At 52.0% G+C, this 18,271-nt stretch carries 23 protein-coding genes; 8 read left to right on the top strand and 15 right to left on the bottom strand.

From position 1 onward, the window contains the following. Positions 1–5 precede the first annotated feature (5 nt). Positions 6–236 (top strand): SlyX family protein, encoded by a 231-nt coding sequence (locus tag P2G88_RS13340; RefSeq protein ID WP_275796771.1) that lies wholly within the window; start codon positions 6–8, stop codon positions 234–236. 26 nt (positions 237–262) lie between these two features. Then, positions 263–1,180, top strand: coding sequence for a formate/nitrite transporter family protein (locus tag P2G88_RS13335; RefSeq protein WP_275796769.1), 918 nt, complete (start codon positions 263–265; stop codon positions 1,178–1,180). Here P2G88_RS13335 and P2G88_RS13330 read toward each other — a convergent pair. Beyond that, positions 1,177–1,380, bottom strand: coding sequence for a YheV family putative zinc ribbon protein (locus tag P2G88_RS13330; RefSeq protein WP_275796767.1), 204 nt, complete (start codon positions 1,378–1,380; stop codon positions 1,177–1,179). The genes P2G88_RS13335 and P2G88_RS13330 overlap by 4 nt on opposite strands. 61 nt (positions 1,381–1,441) lie before the next feature. Between P2G88_RS13330 and P2G88_RS13325 the strand changes: the two genes are divergently transcribed. The 5 genes from P2G88_RS13325 (at position 1,442) to P2G88_RS13305 (ending at position 5,326) form a co-directional block, all read left to right on the top strand. Then, entirely contained in the window at positions 1,442–3,349 is a 1,908-nt protein-coding gene (locus tag P2G88_RS13325) for an ABC transporter ATP-binding protein (RefSeq protein ID WP_275796765.1), read from the top strand. Beyond that, positions 3,342–3,803, top strand: coding sequence for a TIGR02444 family protein (locus tag P2G88_RS13320; RefSeq protein ID WP_275796763.1), 462 nt, complete (start codon positions 3,342–3,344; stop codon positions 3,801–3,803). Before P2G88_RS13325 ends, P2G88_RS13320 begins: the two co-directional genes overlap by 8 nt. Positions 3,804–3,859: 56 nt before the next feature. Next, positions 3,860–3,991 carry a DUF3149 domain-containing protein gene (locus P2G88_RS13315; RefSeq protein WP_275796762.1) on the top strand — a complete coding sequence of 44 codons (132 nt, stop codon included), beginning with the start codon at positions 3,860–3,862 and terminating at the stop codon, positions 3,989–3,991. Positions 3,992–4,071: 80 nt separating this feature from the next. Beyond that, complete coding sequence (locus tag P2G88_RS13310; protein WP_275796761.1) at positions 4,072–5,070, top strand: hydrolase; 999 nt, start codon at positions 4,072–4,074, stop codon at positions 5,068–5,070. 28 nt (positions 5,071–5,098) lie between these two features. After that, a complete protein-coding gene (locus tag P2G88_RS13305; RefSeq protein ID WP_275796760.1) occupies positions 5,099–5,326 on the top strand; it encodes a YheU family protein in 228 nt (75 codons plus the stop codon). On the opposite strand, the gene P2G88_RS13300 is transcribed toward P2G88_RS13305, so the two are convergent. Genes P2G88_RS13300 through nudE form a run of 3 tightly spaced genes read right to left on the bottom strand, consistent with a single transcriptional unit; the run spans position 5,327 to position 7,288 of the window. Then, positions 5,327–5,884 (bottom strand): YceI family protein, encoded by a 558-nt coding sequence (locus tag P2G88_RS13300; protein ID WP_275796758.1) that lies wholly within the window; start codon positions 5,882–5,884, stop codon positions 5,327–5,329. Then, positions 5,871–6,725 (bottom strand): 3'(2'),5'-bisphosphate nucleotidase CysQ, encoded by an 855-nt coding sequence (gene cysQ / locus P2G88_RS13295; RefSeq protein ID WP_275796755.1) that lies wholly within the window; start codon positions 6,723–6,725, stop codon positions 5,871–5,873. The genes P2G88_RS13300 and cysQ overlap by 14 nt, the downstream gene beginning before the upstream one ends. Further along, complete coding sequence (gene nudE / locus P2G88_RS13290; RefSeq protein ID WP_275796753.1) at positions 6,725–7,288, bottom strand: ADP compounds hydrolase NudE; 564 nt, start codon at positions 7,286–7,288, stop codon at positions 6,725–6,727. Before nudE ends, cysQ begins: the two co-directional genes overlap by 1 nt. Before the next feature lie 101 nt (positions 7,289–7,389). Here nudE and yrfG point away from each other — a divergent pair, with 101 nt between their 5' ends. Then, positions 7,390–8,067 (top strand): GMP/IMP nucleotidase, encoded by a 678-nt coding sequence (gene yrfG / locus P2G88_RS13285; protein WP_275796751.1) that lies wholly within the window; start codon positions 7,390–7,392, stop codon positions 8,065–8,067. A 31-nt stretch (positions 8,068–8,098) separates the two neighbouring features. On the opposite strand, the gene P2G88_RS13280 is transcribed toward yrfG, so the two are convergent. The 11 genes from P2G88_RS13280 to gspE form a co-directional block, all read right to left on the bottom strand. Then, a complete protein-coding gene (locus P2G88_RS13280) occupies positions 8,099–9,883 on the bottom strand; it encodes an acyl-CoA dehydrogenase C-terminal domain-containing protein (RefSeq protein ID WP_275796749.1) in 1,785 nt (594 codons plus the stop codon). 139 nt (positions 9,884–10,022) lie between these two features. Then, positions 10,023–10,769, bottom strand: a complete 747-nt coding sequence (locus tag P2G88_RS13275; protein ID WP_275796747.1) for a type II secretion system protein N — start codon at positions 10,767–10,769, stop codon at positions 10,023–10,025. Next, positions 10,769–11,248: a type II secretion system protein M gene (locus P2G88_RS13270; RefSeq protein WP_275796745.1), complete on the bottom strand. Its 480-nt coding sequence runs from the start codon at positions 11,246–11,248 to the stop codon at positions 10,769–10,771. Before P2G88_RS13270 ends, P2G88_RS13275 begins: the two co-directional genes overlap by 1 nt. 1 nt (position 11,249) lies before the next feature. Further along, positions 11,250–12,446 carry a type II secretion system protein GspL gene (gene gspL / locus P2G88_RS13265; RefSeq protein ID WP_275796744.1) on the bottom strand — a complete coding sequence of 399 codons (1,197 nt, stop codon included), beginning with the start codon at positions 12,444–12,446 and terminating at the stop codon, positions 11,250–11,252. After that, complete coding sequence (gene gspK / locus P2G88_RS13260; protein ID WP_275796742.1) at positions 12,443–13,411, bottom strand: type II secretion system minor pseudopilin GspK; 969 nt, start codon at positions 13,409–13,411, stop codon at positions 12,443–12,445. The genes gspL and gspK overlap by 4 nt, the downstream gene beginning before the upstream one ends. 1 nt (position 13,412) lies before the next feature. Continuing rightward, positions 13,413–14,093, bottom strand: coding sequence for a type II secretion system minor pseudopilin GspJ (gene gspJ / locus P2G88_RS13255; protein WP_275796740.1), 681 nt, complete (start codon positions 14,091–14,093; stop codon positions 13,413–13,415). After that, positions 14,093–14,479: a type II secretion system minor pseudopilin GspI gene (gene gspI / locus P2G88_RS13250; RefSeq protein WP_275796738.1), complete on the bottom strand. Its 387-nt coding sequence runs from the start codon at positions 14,477–14,479 to the stop codon at positions 14,093–14,095. Before gspI ends, gspJ begins: the two co-directional genes overlap by 1 nt. Further along, positions 14,476–15,087 carry a type II secretion system minor pseudopilin GspH gene (gene gspH, locus P2G88_RS13245; RefSeq protein WP_275796736.1) on the bottom strand — a complete coding sequence of 204 codons (612 nt, stop codon included), beginning with the start codon at positions 15,085–15,087 and terminating at the stop codon, positions 14,476–14,478. The genes gspI and gspH overlap by 4 nt, the downstream gene beginning before the upstream one ends. Before the next feature lie 5 nt (positions 15,088–15,092). Then, complete coding sequence (gspG, locus tag P2G88_RS13240; protein WP_275796734.1) at positions 15,093–15,545, bottom strand: type II secretion system major pseudopilin GspG; 453 nt, start codon at positions 15,543–15,545, stop codon at positions 15,093–15,095. Continuing rightward, positions 15,545–16,765, bottom strand: a complete 1,221-nt coding sequence (gene gspF / locus P2G88_RS13235; RefSeq protein ID WP_275796732.1) for a type II secretion system inner membrane protein GspF — start codon at positions 16,763–16,765, stop codon at positions 15,545–15,547. Before gspF ends, gspG begins: the two co-directional genes overlap by 1 nt. Next, positions 16,766–18,268, bottom strand: a complete 1,503-nt coding sequence (gspE, locus tag P2G88_RS13230; RefSeq protein ID WP_275796869.1) for a type II secretion system ATPase GspE — start codon at positions 18,266–18,268, stop codon at positions 16,766–16,768. Positions 18,269–18,271: the final 3 nt, after the last annotated feature.

Genomic DNA, 18,271 nt, shown 5'->3' with positions numbered 1-18,271 from the left:
GATAAATGCAGGAACAGATGCAGTCTGATCAGACAAGGTCCGATATTGAAGTGTTGCAAACCAAGGTGGCTTTTCAGGAGCACACCATTGAGATGTTAAGCCAGGCGTTGGCAGACCAGCAAAAGCAGCTGGAGAAACTGAGTTTTCAGATGAAGCATGTGGTAGATCGCCTCAAACATATGCAAGGTTCCAATATCGCCAACGAATCGGAAGAGGCGCCACCGCCTCATTACTAAAAAGCGAAGTCCGGGGAGGAAGCAGGGTGCAGGATAAAAAGCAGCAGTTGGTCTCAAGCAGCGGTGAGCCTCTTGGCCGTGAGCAAGATACGGGGAGAGGCAAGGAGCGGGCACAGGAAAACACCGAGTTTGTTTCCGTTATTGTCAAACGCACCGACGAGACTTTCCGCCATCCTGATGACATCCTGGAAAAAGCCATCGGTGAAGGTCTGGAGCAGATTAGCCGACCGGGTTTCTCGTTGCTGTTATCCTCAATGGCCGCCGGCATGATCCTTTGCTTTACTGTGCTTGCGGTGGCGATCATGGCCACCTTGGTGCCCGAGCAGAATCATGGATTTGGACGTGTGGTCCTAGCCGCAGCCTATCCCCTTGGTTTCGTACTTTGTATCTTGAGTCGTACCCAACTTTTTACCGAGCACACGGCCACCGCTGTCTACCCGGTGTTGGATAGACGAGCCAGTCCCAAAGGATTATTCAAGTTGTGGGGAATAGTAATCGCCGGCAACCTTATTGGCGGTGCGGCGTCAAGTGGACTGCTTATCATGGCGGAGCCCGTGATCCACGCTAAAGCTGGCTATCTGTTGTTGGCCGAGCATTTGCTGGGGTTTCCCGTCCAAACTCTGTTTATCAGCGCCATTCTGGCAGGTTGGTTGATGGCACTGGGCGCCTGGATAGTGCTGGCGACCTATTCCACCCTGAGCCAGATTGTTTGTATTTATATTGTGACCTTTCTGATCGGCTTGGGGGGCTTTCACCACAGCATTGCCGGTTCCATTGAGTTATTTGCCGCATATTTTTCAACAAATGTACTGCAATTCAGTCAGTTACCACCGGTAATTATCACAGTGTTGGCCGGTAATCTGGTTGGAGGTAGTATCTTTGTGGCCGTTTTGAACTACGGTCATATCCGCCATTCTCAGCGGCAGGAAACCAAGAGGCGTTAAGGTTTAAAGACGCCAATCACACTTTCCTGCACACGGGTTGAGGCAGAAACCTTTTCATCCGGCTGGGTTTGTTTGTGTCCGCACTGCACACACTCCACGTGCTCCACATTGTTCTCCAAGTAAAGCATCAGGGTATCCATGGCTTTGCAACTTGGACAGGTAGCGCCGGCAATAAATCGTTTGCGGGTTTTTTGTGACATCTTGAACTGGCTCTGCAAGGGAAGATGGTATGATACTGCAATTTCTTTATACGAGCGAAAGATGATACAGATCGCCAATCTGGGCTTGATCCGTGGCAACAAGATGTTGCTTAAATCTGCCAGTGCCACCATTTACCCAGGCCATAAAGTGGGCTTGGTGGGTGCAAATGGCTGCGGAAAATCGAGCCTATTTGCCTTATTCCGCAATGAATTACATGCCGATGAGGGGCATTTTGAGTTGCCCTCGCAATGGCAAATTTCCTGGGTAGCCCAGGAGACCCCTGCCTCAGACAAAAGTGCACTGGAATACGTGATTGACGGGGATCAGCGTTTGCGTCAAATCCAGCAACAGTTGGCCGATGCCCAGGAGCAACATCTGGGTGAACGCATTGCAGAGTTACATGCGCTACTGGAACAGGCCGGTGGCTATGATGTGGAAGCGCGTGCCGCCATTATTCTGGATGGCTTGGGATTTTCGCAGGAGGCCTGTCAACGGCCAGTGCGCACCTTCTCAGGTGGCTGGCGTATGCGCTTGAACCTCGCTCAGGCACTGCTTTGTCATTCAGACTTGTTGTTGCTGGACGAACCCACCAACCACCTGGATTTAGATGCGGTGATCTGGCTGGAGCGTTTTCTGCAGCGTTATCCCGGTACTTTGGTACTGATTTCCCACGATAAGGCCTTTTTGGATGCGGTGGTGACGGAAATTATCAGTGTCGAGCAACAGCAGCTTCATAGTTACAAAGGCAACTACAGTGCCTTTGAAGAGCAGCGCGCCGAGCGCATGCGCTTGCAAGATCTGGCTTTTCAGAAGCAGCAACAGCAAGTGGCGCATTTACAGTCCTTTATTAACAGATTTAAAGCTAAGGCATCTAAAGCCAAACAGGCCCAGAGTCGCATTAAGCAGTTGGAAAAGATGGAGAAACTGGCGCCTGCTCATTATAAAAGCGGCTTCTCATTTTCTTTCTTTACCCCGCCGAAGTTACCAAACCCACTTGTCAGCATGGAGCAAGTACAGGCAGGTTACGGTGACAAGGTGATACTGGAAAAGCTGCAACTCAATCTGGTACCGGGCAGTCGCATAGGTTTGCTGGGGCGAAACGGTGCCGGCAAGTCCACCTTGATCAAGATGCTGGCTGGCGAAAACCCACCGCTGGCCGGGCATTACCATCAATCAGCAGGACTGCAAATAGGCTATTTCGCCCAGCATCAATTGGAATATCTGCGACCAGATGATTCGCCACTACAACATATACTGCGACTGGATCCTAAGGCGACAGAGCAATCCTTACGGGACTTCCTCGGCGGTTTTGGTTTTCATGGCGATGAGGCATTGGCGAAGGTCGCACCTATGTCTGGTGGTGAAAAAGCGCGTTTGGTGTTGGCCCTTGTTGTTTACCAAAAGCCTAACTTGTTGCTATTGGACGAGCCTACCAACCACTTGGATCTTGATATGCGTCATGCCCTGAACCTTGCTTTGCAGGCCTTTGAAGGTGCATTGGTGCTGGTATCACACGACCGCTTTTTACTCAGCACAGTGTGTGAGGATTTTTATCTGGTAGATAGTGGCCGGGTGGAGCCTTTTAACGGTGACCTGGATGACTATAAAAACTGGTTGATGCAAACCGCTGCACCCGTTGTCACCAATGACACAGCATCCCCAAAAGTGGATCGCAAGGCGCAAAAACGCCAGGAAGCAGAGTTTCGTCAGGCCACACAACCGCTACGCAAGCAGATTACCGAGCAGGAAAAAAAGATGGACAAGCTTCAGCAAGAACTGGCTGCCATTGAAAACGAAATGCTGGACACCAGTCTGTATGAGGAGCGCAACAAGGCCAGACTCAAATCTCTTTTAGAGCAGCAAAGTAAGCAAAAACAGGCTTTGGAAGAATTGGAGATGGACTGGCTGGATAGTCAGGAACAATTGGAACAGATGCAAAAAGCCTTTGAGGCCATGGCGGATGCCTAAGCCCAGCGCAGAGGCGCTCTGGGCCTACAGCCTGGAGTGCTATTCGCAGCATCGAGATAACTTCCTGCATTTGCAGGACAGATACGGCTTAAACGTCAACCTATTACTGCTGTGTCTCTATCTGCAAGAGCAGGGCTACTACCTGGATAAAATTATGTTGGCATCGCTTTGTCAGGCTTTAGTGCCCACAGAGTCTGTGCTCACTTCACTTCGTCAGGTGCGAAAGCATACCAAAGCATTGGATGCGCAAGCATACGCCAGTCTAAAACAAGCGGAACTTGCGCTTGAGGCCCGCCAACAGTGTGATTTATTGGATGCTTTGCAAAGCCTTCCCCTGCAGGCATCCGGCAAAGGCAATTTACTTAGTTACTGTAAAACCATCGGAGTAGAAGTGGATAACGCATTACTCCATCAGCTCAATACCATCCATAGCAAGATTGACCCTGGTCAATAATCGCTCCCTCATTTGTTGAGATGCTTGTCCCATCAACTCGTCGAAGGAGACAAGCCATGTTAAACCTTATTTTCAGCGATCCGGTAGCCTGGGGCTCATTGTTGGGCATTGGTGTGGTGGTAGGGATTTGTGCCTACTACGTTTATCTCTTTATCCATAATGTTAACGAGGCGGACCACAGAAAATAGGCTGAACATAACGCTATTGCCTTCAGCATCAGGCTGTAGTCCAATGCCGACTTCAGGTTTTGGTTTGAGGGTGATAACGGGTGTTGGGTGGTTTTGGTCAAATAGTTGAAAGCGATTTTCGTGCGCCTTGGTGGGCCAAAAATCGGCATATACAAACCATTTGGCCCAGATTTTTTCAGTCCAGACAACAAGTGATCCTTGAGTGGGAGCAATTGGCGCTACCCGATGGTGATTTTGTGGAACTGGCCTGGACGCCAGAGGTGCCAGAGAGCAAAGGCCTGGTCGTCTGTTTTCATGGATTGGAAGGCTCAGCACGTTCGCACTATGCCAACGATATGTTGGCAATGCTGCATCAGCATGGCTGGCGCGGTGTGATGATGCACTTCAGGGGCTGTGGCAACGGTCCCAATAAACAGCATCGCGCCTATCACTCAGGTGACACCGAAGATGCCCTGTATTTGCTGGATTGGCTGCAGCAACGCTTACCCAAACTTCGAAAGGTTGGCCTGGGATTCTCCCTCGGTGCCAATATGTTGTTAAAGCTGTTAGGTGAGCATTCCCGTCAACGTTTTCTGGAAGCGGCCATTGCCGTCTCACCTCCTTTTCGCCTGTCGAGTTGTGCCGAAAGCATCGGTAAGGGATTCTCTAACTTCTATCAACGCTATCTGCTTAAGAGCATGCGAGAGCGGCTGGTGCAAAAGATGGGGCTGATGGATTTCAGCGAAAAGCTGGGATTAAACGCTGAGCAAGTACAATCCATACAGAGCTTTCGGGAGTTTGACCAGAAAGTCACGGCGCCATTGCATGGTTTTCGTGATGCTGACCATTACTACGAGCAATGCAGTGCCGTGCGCTATATGCGTAACATACAAACACCCACGCTGGTGCTACATGCCCTGGATGATCCTTTTATGAGCCCTTCGGTGGTGCCCATGGCCGATGAGATTTCTCCCTGGATCAGGCTGGAACTCAGTCGCCGTGGTGGGCATGTGGGTTTTATGCAGGGCTCACCGCTCAATCCCCGAATCTGGTTGCATGAACGTATTCGCCGTTTTCTCGGTGACGAACTGCCAAAGTAGCGGCAGACCTTTAACTTCGGGCTTTTAAATGCTTATTCCCATCGACCAATTAGAAAAAGACACCCTGCATGCGGTGATTGAATCTTTCGTGCTGCGTGAAGGGACAGATTATGGTGATAGTGAATGTTCACTATCTGACAAGGTGGAGCAAGTTCATCGCCAACTGGTGGCTGGCGATGCACTATTGGTCTATTCCGAATTGCATGAAACGGTCAATATTGTGGCCAGAGAAGACTGGTCACCCGATGTCGATTAGTTACTTAAATCGCACATTAAAGGTCACCGGCACCATTCTGTCGATGCTGCTGAGTCCGGCGATTTCCTGTAGTTTTTGAATGCCATCACTGAGTGAGAACTGGATAGTGTTCAAGACTATCGGCTGGATGGTAGTCGCCTGAAAGCTGCCGTCGGCCAATTTGGTTACTTGGAGCTGCATTGGCACTGTTTGCGTATGGGTATTTAAGGTTAATGCCCCGTGTAGCTCCAGCACTTTTGCATCCCCGGCTCCCAAGGACATTACCTCCTGTGGCAAGGAGGCTTTGAACAATGCTTTGGGGAACAGCTTGAACAGATGTTCCTGCATGCGTTCATTACGAATCGGAATATTCGTCTCCAGGGAACCCAGGTCGATAGTGACCTGCAGTTCACCGCTATCGCTGATGCTACCTTCTAAATGTTTAAAATGATGGGTTTCAGTGACCAGATTGTTTTTGGTAGACAGGAAATGCAGGCTGGATGCGTTGTTGTCCAATTGCCAGTCAGCCAGGCAAAGGCTGGGTAACAAACACAAAGCCAAAGCGCTAATTTTTCTCATGGGGATCCTCTTGTCGGTGTTGAACCACATCAGGCCAGTTAACTTCGGGGTCACCCAGCACGACAAAGTCCGGGTTAACTAATGAATTACGACGGTTGTAGGTTAAAGGCTCAAAATTGGCCGCCAGTACCTTGCCACCTGCTTCGCTGACAATACATTGTGATGCACCGGTGTCCCACTCACCTGTGGTGCCAATCCTCAGAAAAACATCCGCCTTGCCTTCGGCAATATGGCAGGCTTTGAGGGAACAGCTGCCTAAGGGCAGCACGTCATAGTGGCGATGGCTGCTCATTTTCGACAGCACTTTTTCCTGAGCCTGGCGGCGGCTGACGGCGATAATCACCCGGCTTTGACTGGGATCGTCCAGTTTGCGCACAAAGATGCGTTTGTCCTCTTTGGCCGATTCCTTGTAAGCACCGTGATTTTTGCTGGCGTAGTAAAGCACGTCCCCGGCCGGCCAGTAGATCACGCCGATTACCGGTTGGTTGTCCTCTATCAGGGCAATGTTCACGGCGAAGTCGCCGCTGCGGGCGACAAATTCCTGGGTGCCGTCGATGGGATCGATCAGCCAGTAGCGCTTCCAGTGCTGTCTGTCCGCAAGCATACCGTTGTTTTGCTCTTCTGACATAATGGGGATGTCAGGCGTATGCTCCTGTAAGAAGGTATTTATAATCTGATTGGCTTTGTAGTCGGCGCTGGTAACGGGGGAGTCATCGTCTTTGGCATAACTGTCGTAGTCTCCACTGTCATAGATGGACAATACAACTCTGCCGGCTTTGCGTGCCGCTTGTTTGGCGATCTCTAATAAACGCGCGATGTCGGAGTCAGTTATATCAGACATTATCTATTTCTTAGCCATCTCTCCACTAACAACAAGGCGGCAATACTGCGTGCCTCGGTGAAATCTTGTCTATGCAACAGGGCATCGAGTTCGGTAACGGACCAAGGCACGACTTCCAGCGGTTCAGGTTCGTCGCCCGGCAACCGCTGTTCATACAGATCTTCAGCCACCAAAATGTCCATGCTGGCATTGAAAAATGCAGGTGCCATGCTGACGCTGTGTAATCGATGCAGGCGTTTGGCGCCAAACCCCACCTCTTCCATCAGTTCGCGGTTGCCAGCCTGGAAAGAATCTTCGCCGGTATCCACCAGGCCTTTGGGAAAGCCTAGCTGATAAGAATGGGTTCCGGCAGCGTATTCACGTACCAACAGCATGGTGCTGTCGTCTAAAAAGGGCACCAGCATCACCGCCCCGCGGCCCGATCCACGCATACGCTCAAATTCACGGCGCGCACCGTTGGAAAATTCCAGATCCAGCTTTTCGATATGAAACAACCTGCTTTTGGCCACCACTTCGGTGTCGTGAATGCGTGGCAATGGCCTGTCTGGATCTACTTTACTCATCGTCCTGGCAAGTTAGAATAATTCTTCATAACTATAACCCAATACCTAAGCGCTTGAACATCATATCGCAATAAGGATTGGGGCAAATTTACGGCTCATTCATGCTTAATTGGAAAAATATCGACACCGTGCTGCTGGATATGGACGGCACCCTGCTGGATTTGCACTTCGACAACCATTTCTGGCTGGAGTTTATTCCCCAGCGCCTGGCCGAGCGTGATGGTCTGACATTGGCTGAAGCCAAAGCCTGTATGCAGGTGGAATATGACAAGGTGATGGGCACCTTGAATTGGTACTGCCTGGACTATTGGGCGCAAAAGTTGAAGATGGATTTGGTCAGTGCCAAGCGTGAAATCCAACACCTGATCAGTATCCGCGAGGATACCTTGCCGTTTTTGGATGCGCTGCACGATAGTGGCAGAGAAGTGGTATTGGTGACCAATGCCCACCCGGGTAGCTTGTCCCTGAAGGTAGAGCGCACGGCGCTCGACCAGCACATTGATACCCTGATCTCCACCCATGAATTCGGGGTAACCAAGGAATCTCAGTCACTATGGCAGCAGTTACAGGCCAGACTGGGTTTTGATCCGGCGAGAACTCTGTTTGTGGATGACAGTTTGATTATTCTCAAGGCAGCGCAGGAGTTTGGTATCGCCCATCTGCTGGCGGTCAGTAATCCCGATTCCAAACAGCCGGTGAGGGACATTCAGGACTTCAATGCGATTCAGGATTACCGCTACTTGCTGGATGATATCCGTGCCAATCCGGTGAGGCGATAGAAAGAGGGGCGACTATCGCCCCTGTATTCTTTTAGAACTGCTCGTCGCTATGCCCGTACAGCAATGCGCTACCAGACTGAATGCCAGCTTGCAGACTGTAGATGCGTGGCAGCAGGCGACCGAAATAGTAGCGTGCGGTGGCCAGTTTAGCTTGATAGAAATCCTGATCATCTGTCTTGGCCTCAAGGGCGGCTTTGGCCATCAGCGCCCACATGTAGGCATAGCTGACATAGCCAAGCAGATGCAGATAATCCACCGAGGCCGCACCGATTTCATTGGCATCTTTGGCGCTTTGTGCCAATACCCATTGGGTTACCTCGTTCAGGGTTCCCAGTGCCTTTGTCAGCGGCTGGATAAACTCTTGCATCGCATCATCTGATTGGGCGTCGGTAAAGGCTTGGATCTCATCGGTGAAGAGTTTTATATACTCGCCGCCATTGGCGGCCACCTTGCGGCCCATTAAATCCAGGGCCTGAATGCCGTTGGTGCCTTCATAAATTTGGGCAATACGCACATCTCTGACCAACTGCTCCTGGCCCCATTCGCGGATATAACCATGGCCACCAAAAATCTGCTGTCCAAGCACGGTAATATCCAAACCCATATCGGTTAAGAAGGCTTTTGCCACTGGCGTTAGCAGGGCCACCATCTTATCGGCTTGCTGGCGAACCTCCGCATCATCGGCGTATTTAGCCAGATCCAACTGTTTAGCGACATAGGTGGAGAAAGCGCGCCCACCTTCGGTCAGGGCTTTCATATTCAGCAGCATGCGGCGCACGTCTGCATGCACCAGAATGGGGTCGGCGGCTTTATCCGGATTAACAGGGCCAGTCGCCGCTCGGCTTTGCAGCCTCTCTTTGGCGTAGGCCAAAGCATTTTGATAGGAACGTTCGGAGCAGCCTAAGCCCTGAATACCCACGCCCAGACGCTCGTAATTCATCATTACGAACATGGCGGCCAGACCTTTGTTAATGTCGCCGACCAGATAACCTTTGGCGTTGTCGAAATTCATCACGCAAGTCGCCGAACCATGGATGCCCATCTTGTGCTCCACAGAACCGCAAGAAACGCCATTGGGACCCCCTAGTTCGCCATTTTCCAACACCTCAATTTTGGGTACCAGGAACATGGATATGCCTTTGGAGCCGGCCGGGGCATCGGGCAGCTTGGCCAATACCAGATGGATAATATTGTCGGTTAGATCCTGCTCGCCACCGGTGATAAACATCTTGGTGCCACTGATGCTATAGCTGCCATCGCCGTTGTCGACAGCTTTAGTGCGGATTATGCCAAGATCGGTACCGGCATGGGGTTCGGTCAAACACATGCTGCCGGCCCACTCACCCGAGTACATTTTTGGAAGATACGTTTGCTTCAGCTCATCACTACCATGAGCCAAAATAGCCATGGTCGCGCCATAAGTCAGGCCTGGGTAAAGGGAGAAGGAAACATCCCCGGCACACAAAAGCTCTTCGTACTGGGCCGAGAGCATCTTGGGCATACCCATGCCGCCTAATTCGGGATCGCCGCTTAAGCCAATCCAGCCGCCGTTGGCGATGGCCTGGAACGACTCCTTGTAGCCATCGGGGGTAGTGACTTTACCGGCATCCCAGCTAACACCTTGCTCATCGGCGTTTCTTGCCCGGGGTGCGACTTCCTTTTCCACCAACTTGGCCGCTTCTTCCAGGATAGCCTGAGCGGTATCGGCGTCGATTACCTGGGCGAGGGCTTCACAGCTTTGCCACAAAGCGGGAGCATCGAACACGTCGTTAAGTACAAACTGGATGTCTTTTAAAGGAGCGCGGTAATCGGCCATAAAGCCTCCGTCAGTTGGATGATCTCTAAACGCTTAATTTAAACATGCGTTTTAATGTTCGGCAATAGCTTCGCCTTATCAAGTTTGAAAGGGCACAAACAGGCGCCAAAGGGCGCCTGTTTGTCTGGGATTTGATGTGTTAAAAGCGTATCTGGTAATAGCCCTGACTATCGGGCTGACCAAAGAGTTTCGCGGCATTATGCACTTCTTGGGGCAGGCTGGGATCGGGTTTGAATTTGCCGCTAATCTTCACCTTAAAGTTGGCAGGTATGCGTGCCTCGGCGCTAAGCCCAAAGCGATTGGGCTCTTTCACATTGAGGGTGATATCACCTTCCACACAGCCAAGGTCGGCATCGAAATTACCCAGGTCGATAAAGCCCTGAGTACCGGCCACCTGTGCATTGAGCCACTGTCCTTTGCCCAGCAGTGCCTGACAATCAGGGCCATATTCCAGCTCATCCAGGGTGACTTTAAATCGACCCTTGGCATTTACCGGCAGTGGCAGAGGTAGTTGTGAAATCACCAGGTCTGTGGGCAGGTAGAGCGTCAGGCCGTCACTGGCAATGCTTGATGCGCTGGCACCCACTTGCCCCTCTAGTGCGATCTGCTCGGCGTCGCGGCTATTTCCAGCTTTGACGGTGATATTGGCTTTGCCCAGTAATAATCCCCACGGACTTAGTTGCCAGCTCAGATTCTCAATTGGTAGGCCCTGATAGCTCAGGCGCAGGGCATTGCCCTGCCATACGGTGCCCGAGACGCCTTGCAGGCTTAATTGCGATGGCAATGGCAGGCGCGGTAACACCTGCACCGCTGGCAGATACGCCACCAGAAATATCAGATAACCGAACAGAACCAGCGCAGCCAGCTTTAGCACGCGTAGGCTCATTATGATGTTCCTAATTGCAAACGGCGGATCTTAATTTGGCCAGGCGTGCTGGTTTCACTGAAATCGGCATCCAGAATCTGGATCCCTTGCTGTTCCATGGCTTGCAGCCAGGCCAGCACCTGGTTAAAAGGTGCTTCGTCTACCCACACCAGTAGTTCTTCGCCCTGCGGCTGCATACGCGCAATGCTGATGCCACTGCGTCCTGCATGTTGATTGACCGCTTGGGTTAAAGAGCCACTAAAGCGCTGGCTTTGCTTGCCGCTTCCCTTTAGCTGGATAGCCTTATTGGCATTTTTCTGCACCCAGGCCAGCAGTTCTTGCTGGCTTTGTACCGCCACCTTGTTGCGCTCGATAGACTGATTCATCGGTGACCAAATAAGGAAGTAAAACAGGCCGATGATCATGAAAAGCGCGGCGACTATTACCAGGCGTTGTTCGCGCTCACTGAGGGCGCGGAATTTCTCCACTAACTGCTTCACCTCAACTCCTTATGGACAATGTGCCAATCACCTGATTATCGGTGTTGTTAATCGCGCCTTGCTGCACGGTAAAACCCTGACTTTCGGCCAAGCGGCGGAATTGCTCCAAGGCCTCGAAGTTCTTACCTGCCGCCTGCATACGCAGTTCGGCGCGTTTTACATCAAACTTCAGGGTCTGTGGCTTAATTTGGCTTTTCTCGAAGGCATCAGACAACTGCGACAGCATCACCAGCATGGATACACCGCCGCTGCCCTGCTGCAATTCATTCAGTTTTTGGGTCATCTGCGATTTAACGTTAACAACACGCTTCACCTCGGGGAAAGCCCGCTGAAACTCCTGCAGTATCTGCAACTGCAAATTGTTGCGCTCATTGGCCAGGTGATTGGCTTGCACCGCTTTATCCACCAGGCTGGTGGTCAGGGCGATACCGGCCAGTACAGCCACCAGGCGCCACTTGCTGCCTTGCTGAGTGCGCTGTTTCTTGGGCTTGAATTCGCCCTGCAGCAGGTTGAAAGTGGCCCCAAGAGCGCCCTGGGCAAGCACTTTCATGGGCATTTCCAATTGCTCAGGTTGCTCTTCCAGGCTGGGCAGTGCGGGTAACTGAATATCGCTGTAGTTGGCCAGTGTCAGTGGGCTGACCTGCTGTTTAGCCACATGTTCAATGGCGGCCAACATCCAGCTTTGTTCGCCCTGCATGCCGCGCCATTCGTCCTGGCGCAGCATGATCTGATTGCCTAGTTTAAGCAGAGACCAACCATTTTCGTGTAGTGGCAGGGCCAGAACATCGGGAAGCACCTTATTGCAGACCAGGCCGCCTTCGGCTAACCAGTCGAGCCATTCCTGCAATCTGCGCTTATCAACGATAGCCACGGCCTGGCGAAGCCCTTGTCTGGGGCCTAAGGCAAAGAGTTGGTTATCGATATCGGTGCTCAGCTCATCTTCCAGCATAAAGGGGATAGCGGCCAACGCTTTGCGTCCTGCCTTAGCCGGCAGGCTAACCCATTGCATGCGGATTTCGCTGGTGGGCGCTAGTGCGGTGACCGGACGACCGCCGGCTCTGTCTTTCAGGCTATGCAAATGACTGGCATCGGGCAATTCGCCGGATGCGATAATGTCTTGCTCCTGTGCAGACCAGACCAGCCACTGAATGGGGTCGAGGCTGCTTGAGCCCAACCTGATGATCAGCTGTTCTGTCATTCAAATCCTCCAAATTCCCGGCGAAGCACATCCACCTTCATATTATCCTGTATATGCAGGAGCGATGACATGGCGAAACTGGCGTTATTGTAACGGGTTCGTGTTTGTAAAAGGAAATACGACGTGGTCACGTCAAACCAGGCCTTTTGTTCGGCGCTCAGATTAAGCGCCTGCACATCGGGCTGATTCAGAAAGTCATCCACATTGCGATAACCATCCGGCTTGCGGGATGTGATCAGGCTCTTGGCTTCCTGCTCACCAATATTGCCTAATAACGATTGCAGCAGCGGACTCATGCTTTCATCCAAGGTGTTGATATTGATCTTCAGTTCGTTACCCGGCAATACACACACCAAAGGCAATAGCTTTTTGAGCCATTTAGGATCTGCTCCCTTTATCATGCGCAGCTCGCTGGCGGTGGCAAAATTTGCATTGGCCGGTAAGTAAGGAGGCAACATGGATTCATATTCGCTGTCCTCGGCACCATAGTCACGGATATTGCCATCGGCATCCAGCCAATCCAGCACCGCATCGGCAAAGACATCGGCATCGAAACTGGGGATTTCCAGACTGCTGTGCTGCAAAAGTCGTTTAAAGGCGTCCCCGGCCGGACTGCGCCCCTGGTTATTTGCATCTGCCGAACGCAGGGCATTGAGATTAAAGCAGCTCTGCATATCCCTAAGCTTGGCCTGCAGACCGCCGCCTTCCAGTGGAAAGGTAATATCGGCTGCTGCCCAAGGTTGGTTTAAGTGGATCACCTCGCCGTCCTGCCTTTTCAAATCGGCCAGGGCCTTAGTGGCATATTGTTCGGCCCCCATGGCATACCAGTAAGCCTGGTTGTTGTCTTTGATATTGCTGACCCGTTTAACCTGATATTGCAAGCGGGCACCCATTTCGGTGGCGATCACACTCACCAGAGCCACGATCATCAATACCAATACCAATGCTACGCCCCGTTGTTGCATATCAGTTCTCCTCTGCTGCAGCCGGGGCGGCAACAGCGCCGGAAGCCAGCAGGAACTCGCGACGTATCAGGCCGAAATCCTTGCTCTGGATCTCGATGGCAATTGCCTTGGGCAAGGTACTGCCCACGTACGATTCAGACCAGTTATTTTGACTGTTTTGCTCGGTGGAAGGTGCCAGAAATTGCACCTGGAAATCTTCGATATCCTCCAGCAACACTTTTACCTTAGGCTCATAGCCAATCACGTTGTCCGGGTAATTGGTATAGACCCGTTCCAATTTGCCCTGCACTAACCGATACGCCACCGGTTGCAGGGTGCTTCTTGGAAGCATGAGTTGTGGGTTGTGCCAGCCGGCGCGGACCAGCAACAGTCCATCGGCTTCGCTGCCCACCTGATTGCTGCCACCGCTGATGACCTTGTCGTTATTCTCGCCCTCTATACGCACTGCTCTTGGTACGGCCTGGAGCAAATCCCGTTCGATAAACAGCATGGCCCGTTGCAATGCTTCCAACTTCTGCGTGCGGGCAGAGGAGATATCGTCACTGTTCAACACAGTGGTCAGCACCGAATGGGAAGCCAGACCGATCATGGTGAATATGGCCATGGCAATCAGAATCTCCAGTAAGGTAAAACCTTTGGAGCCGACGCTATAAGTTGATGGGGAGGAGCCTGATGCCGCCATTATTGACGGTCTCCGGGCTTGGCGATGAAAGTACTGACTGAGGTCAGCACCCTGTCCGTGTTTTCTTCGCTTTTGATCTGCACTTCCACCATGCGCAGGCCGCTGTCCTGCGTTTCCAGCACTTTTTGTTGCCAGTACCAGGTGCGGTCGGCCATTTCCTGACTGCCTTTCTGATTATTCAGTGGCGGCCATTTTCCTTCCAGCTGAATTTGCGTCAGGCGGTTATTCGCCACCCAAGTGGCAAAGATCACTTCTTCCAACGAGCTTATATTATTCAAATTCTCACTGGCGGCTTTCATAATGGCAGTGCCGGTGATGGCAAATATCAGTAACGCCACCATCACTTCCAGCAAGGTCATTCCTTTTTGCAAGGCAGGCCATTTCATTGACTATCCAACGCCTCACTCAGTGCCAGCGGTGGCATGTCCTCACCATCGATGCGGAAAAACACCGGCTCTTCGTCGCCTAAACGTGGTTCAAACTTAAACCACAGTTGAAATGGGGTGAATTCGCCACTGGAGAGCACCAGTACTTGCGGGGGCGGAATGGGTTTATCTTCTTCATTACCAATCTCTACGCCCTCTTCGCTCACCGACAGGCCCTCGTCAAATAGCTCGTCACTGAACAGACTGTCTTCCTCCTGCCAGGGCAAATCCTCAAGCTGCAATTCCAGGGAGAAATCCTCGGGTAATTCGTGGGCGGTGAAGATTTTATCGGCGGTGAAGTACTGCCATTTTTGCTCGTCGTCCAATACCAGAAACTGGTACTGGTTTTCGTCGATGCGCAAACCCAGTTCAAGCTGGTTGAGCACGGCGAAATCGGATGCCATATCAAATACCACCTGAAAGCGCCTGGCCTGTTCTTCCAGTTTGTCCTGCTGACTGCTGCTAAAGGCAGTCAGACTGACTGTCCCCACAATCAAGCCCATCAGTAGCAGCACCAGCATGACCTCGAGTAGGGTAAAGCCGCGGGCTTGGCGGTGGAAAGACTGCATAGAAGTTAGTTCAGGAACTCTTCCAGATTCCAGTTGCCGATATCATCCTCGGTACCTGGCTGCATATCTGGTCCTGCTGAGAAAATATCGAAGCTACCCATTTCGCCGGGGCTCAACAGGTAGTAGTCATTTTGCCAGGGATCTTTGGGCAGACGCTGGATAAAACCTTCCGCAGGGTAGTTACGCGGTACCGGATCGATGGTTGGTGCATTAACCAGTGCATCCAGGCCTTGTTCGGTGGTGGGTAGCAGGTTAGTGCGCACTTTGTACATCTGTACTGCACTCTCCAGCTGCTGAATATCAATGGCGGCTTTTTTCAGCTGCGCGGTTTCCTGATTGCCAAGGATGGCAGGCGCTACCAAGGCGGCCATCATGCCGATAATCAGTAATACCACCATGACTTCGATAAGGCTGAAGCCGGCCTGAGGTTTCACCTGGGGTTTCATTTGCACTTTCATCAGATATTCACCATTTGGTTTAGAGCCAGAATAGGTTGCAGTATGGCCATGACGATAAACATGACTATGCCTGCCATGCCTACGATTAAAAGGGGTTCGAAGACTTTCAGTGAGACATTGATCAAGGCTTCGAATTCCCGGTCCTGATTGTCAGCAGCACGCCCGAGCATCTGCTGTAGTTCGCCGCTGCGTTCCCCTGAGGCAATCATATGCATCATCATAGGCGGGAACATTTTGGTTTTTTCCAGGGCGGCGCGCAGGCTGGAGCCTTCTTTTACCCGCTCGGCAGCATCGGCCAAAGCGTTTTTAATATGTAGGTTTTCCAACACGCCGCCGGCGATACGCATACTTTCCAACAGCGGCACGGCGCTTGACGTCAGAATACTCAAGGTGCGGGCGAAGCGGGCTGTATTAAGACCACGTGAGACCTTACCTATCAACGGTAAACGCAGTAACAACCGGTGATACTTAAGGCGTAACGCCGGATGCTGCAACAGGCGTTGAATAACGATAATCAGCAATACAATGGCGGCAAACAGAAACAGCACATAGTCACGTAACCAGTCGCTGATGGCGATCATGACCTTGGTTATCATGGGTAAATCCTGACCCATGGTATCGAACTGACCGACTATTTTTGGCACCACTTGGGTTAAAAGAGCGATCACCACCAACATAGCGATGGTCAGCATCAAAGAAGGATAAATCAGTGCCTGGATAATCTGACTGCGGGTCTGATCACGCTTTTCGGTGTAGTCGGCCAGGCGGTTCAGCACTGTGTCAAGGTGTCCGGATTTTTCACCGGCGGCCACCATGGCGCGGTACAGATTGTCAAAAATGGTGGGGAATTCGGCCATGGCGTCGGCCAGGCTATGACCTTCAACCACTTTGCTGCGCACGGCCATCATCATATTTTTCAGACGGGCCTTTTCACATTGTTCAGCTACCGCCAGCAGTGCTTCTTCGATAGGCAGGGCGGATTCCACCAAGGTGGCCATCTGCCGGGTAAGCAGCGCCAGCTCAGAAGAAGAAATTTTCGGTCGAAACAGATTAAAGCCTGAGGAGGGGCGCTTATCGCGCTCTGCTACCTGCTCTACTTCAAGCGGGATCAGGCCTTGCTCACGAAGTTGCTGACGTACCTGTCGGGCATTGTCAGCTTCGAGCACGCCGGATTTATTATTTCCCTTTCCATCCAGGGCCTTAAAGGAAAACGCGCCCATTTAGTCCTCCCGAGTGACGCGTAACACCTCTTCTAATGAGGTAAAGCCTTTTAAGACCTTGGAACACCCGTCATCACGAATGCTCGGCGTTGACTTACGAATGTACTTTTCGATTGCCTGCTCGCCATGGCCGTTGTGGATCATATCTCTGGCCTGCTCATCCACAATCAATAGTTCATGGATACCGGTACGGCCGCGATAGCCGGTCTGATTGCAAGCGGCGCAGCCTTTGGGCCCGTAAATGGGATGTGCATCGGCTTGCGCTCTGCTGATGCCGAGGATGTCACATTCGCGATCCGAGGGCACGTGCAACTGACGGCACTCCACACATAACGTACGTACCAGGCGCTGTGACAACACCGCCAGTAAGCTGGATGACAGCAGGAACGGTTCAATGCCCATGTCTTCCAAACGAGTAATGGCACCGGCAGCGGTATTGGTGTGCAGAGTGGAAAGCACCAAGTGACCGGTCAAACTGGCCTGTACCGCAATTTGCGCGGTTTCCAGATCACGAATTTCGCCCACCATGACCACGTCTGGGTCCTGACGCAGTATGGCACGCAGGCCACGGGCAAAGGTCATATCTACCCTGGGATTAACCTGAGTCTGGCCGATGCCTTCGAGATCGTATTCGATGGGGTCTTCGACCGTGAGGATATTACGATCCTTGGTGTTGATTTCGGTCAGGCCCGCATACAAGGTGGTACTTTTACCCGAACCCGTGGGGCCGGTGACCAGGATAATGCCGTGGGGCTTTCTGATCAGTTCAGAGAAATGCAGGCGAATCTTTTCGGTCATGCCTAAATCTTCAAGATCCAGATGGGCGGTATTCTTATCCAGCAGACGCAGCACCACCCGCTCACCATGGCTGGAGGGCATAGTACTGACCCGCACATCCACCGCGCGCCCGGCAATACGCAGGGTAATACGGCCATCCTGGGGGACCCGTTTCTCGGCAATATCCAGCTTGGCCATAACCTTAATACGGGATACCAGCATGGAAGACATCTTGCGGTTGGGACGCAGAATTTCCCTTAGCACGCCATCCACACGAAAACGCACCACCAGTTGCTTTTCGAAGGTTTCGATATGGATATCTGAGGCACCTTCCTTGATGGCTTCGCCGAGCATTGCGTTAATCAGTTTAATGATGGGCGCGTCGTCTTCGCTTTCCAGCAGATCTTCGGTTTCCGGCAATTCTTCGGCCAGGGCAAACAGGTCGCCCTCGTTACCAATATCTTCCATCAACTGTTTGGCTTCGCTGGAGTCGCGCTGAAAGGCTTTGGTCAGCAGACTTTCAAATTTCTCGGCGCTGATATCCACCAATCGAAATTCACGACCAAGGAAACGTCTTACCTCAGCGAAGACCTCAAAAGGTGTCTCCGCTGTGTGATACAGAATCGCCGGCTGTTCAGCTGTATCCAGCAGCACTTTATGGCGCTTAGCAAAGCCAAAGCCCAGTTGCCGGTGAGCTACAGCCTGCTCGTCGACTACTGCCGGCATTTG

The organism is Aliiglaciecola sp. CAU 1673, from assembly GCF_029223185.1.
Classification (GTDB): domain Bacteria; phylum Pseudomonadota; class Gammaproteobacteria; order Enterobacterales; family Alteromonadaceae; genus Bowmanella.
Note: the sequence above shows the minus strand (reverse complement) of the source record. Positions and strands in the feature narration are given on the sequence as shown.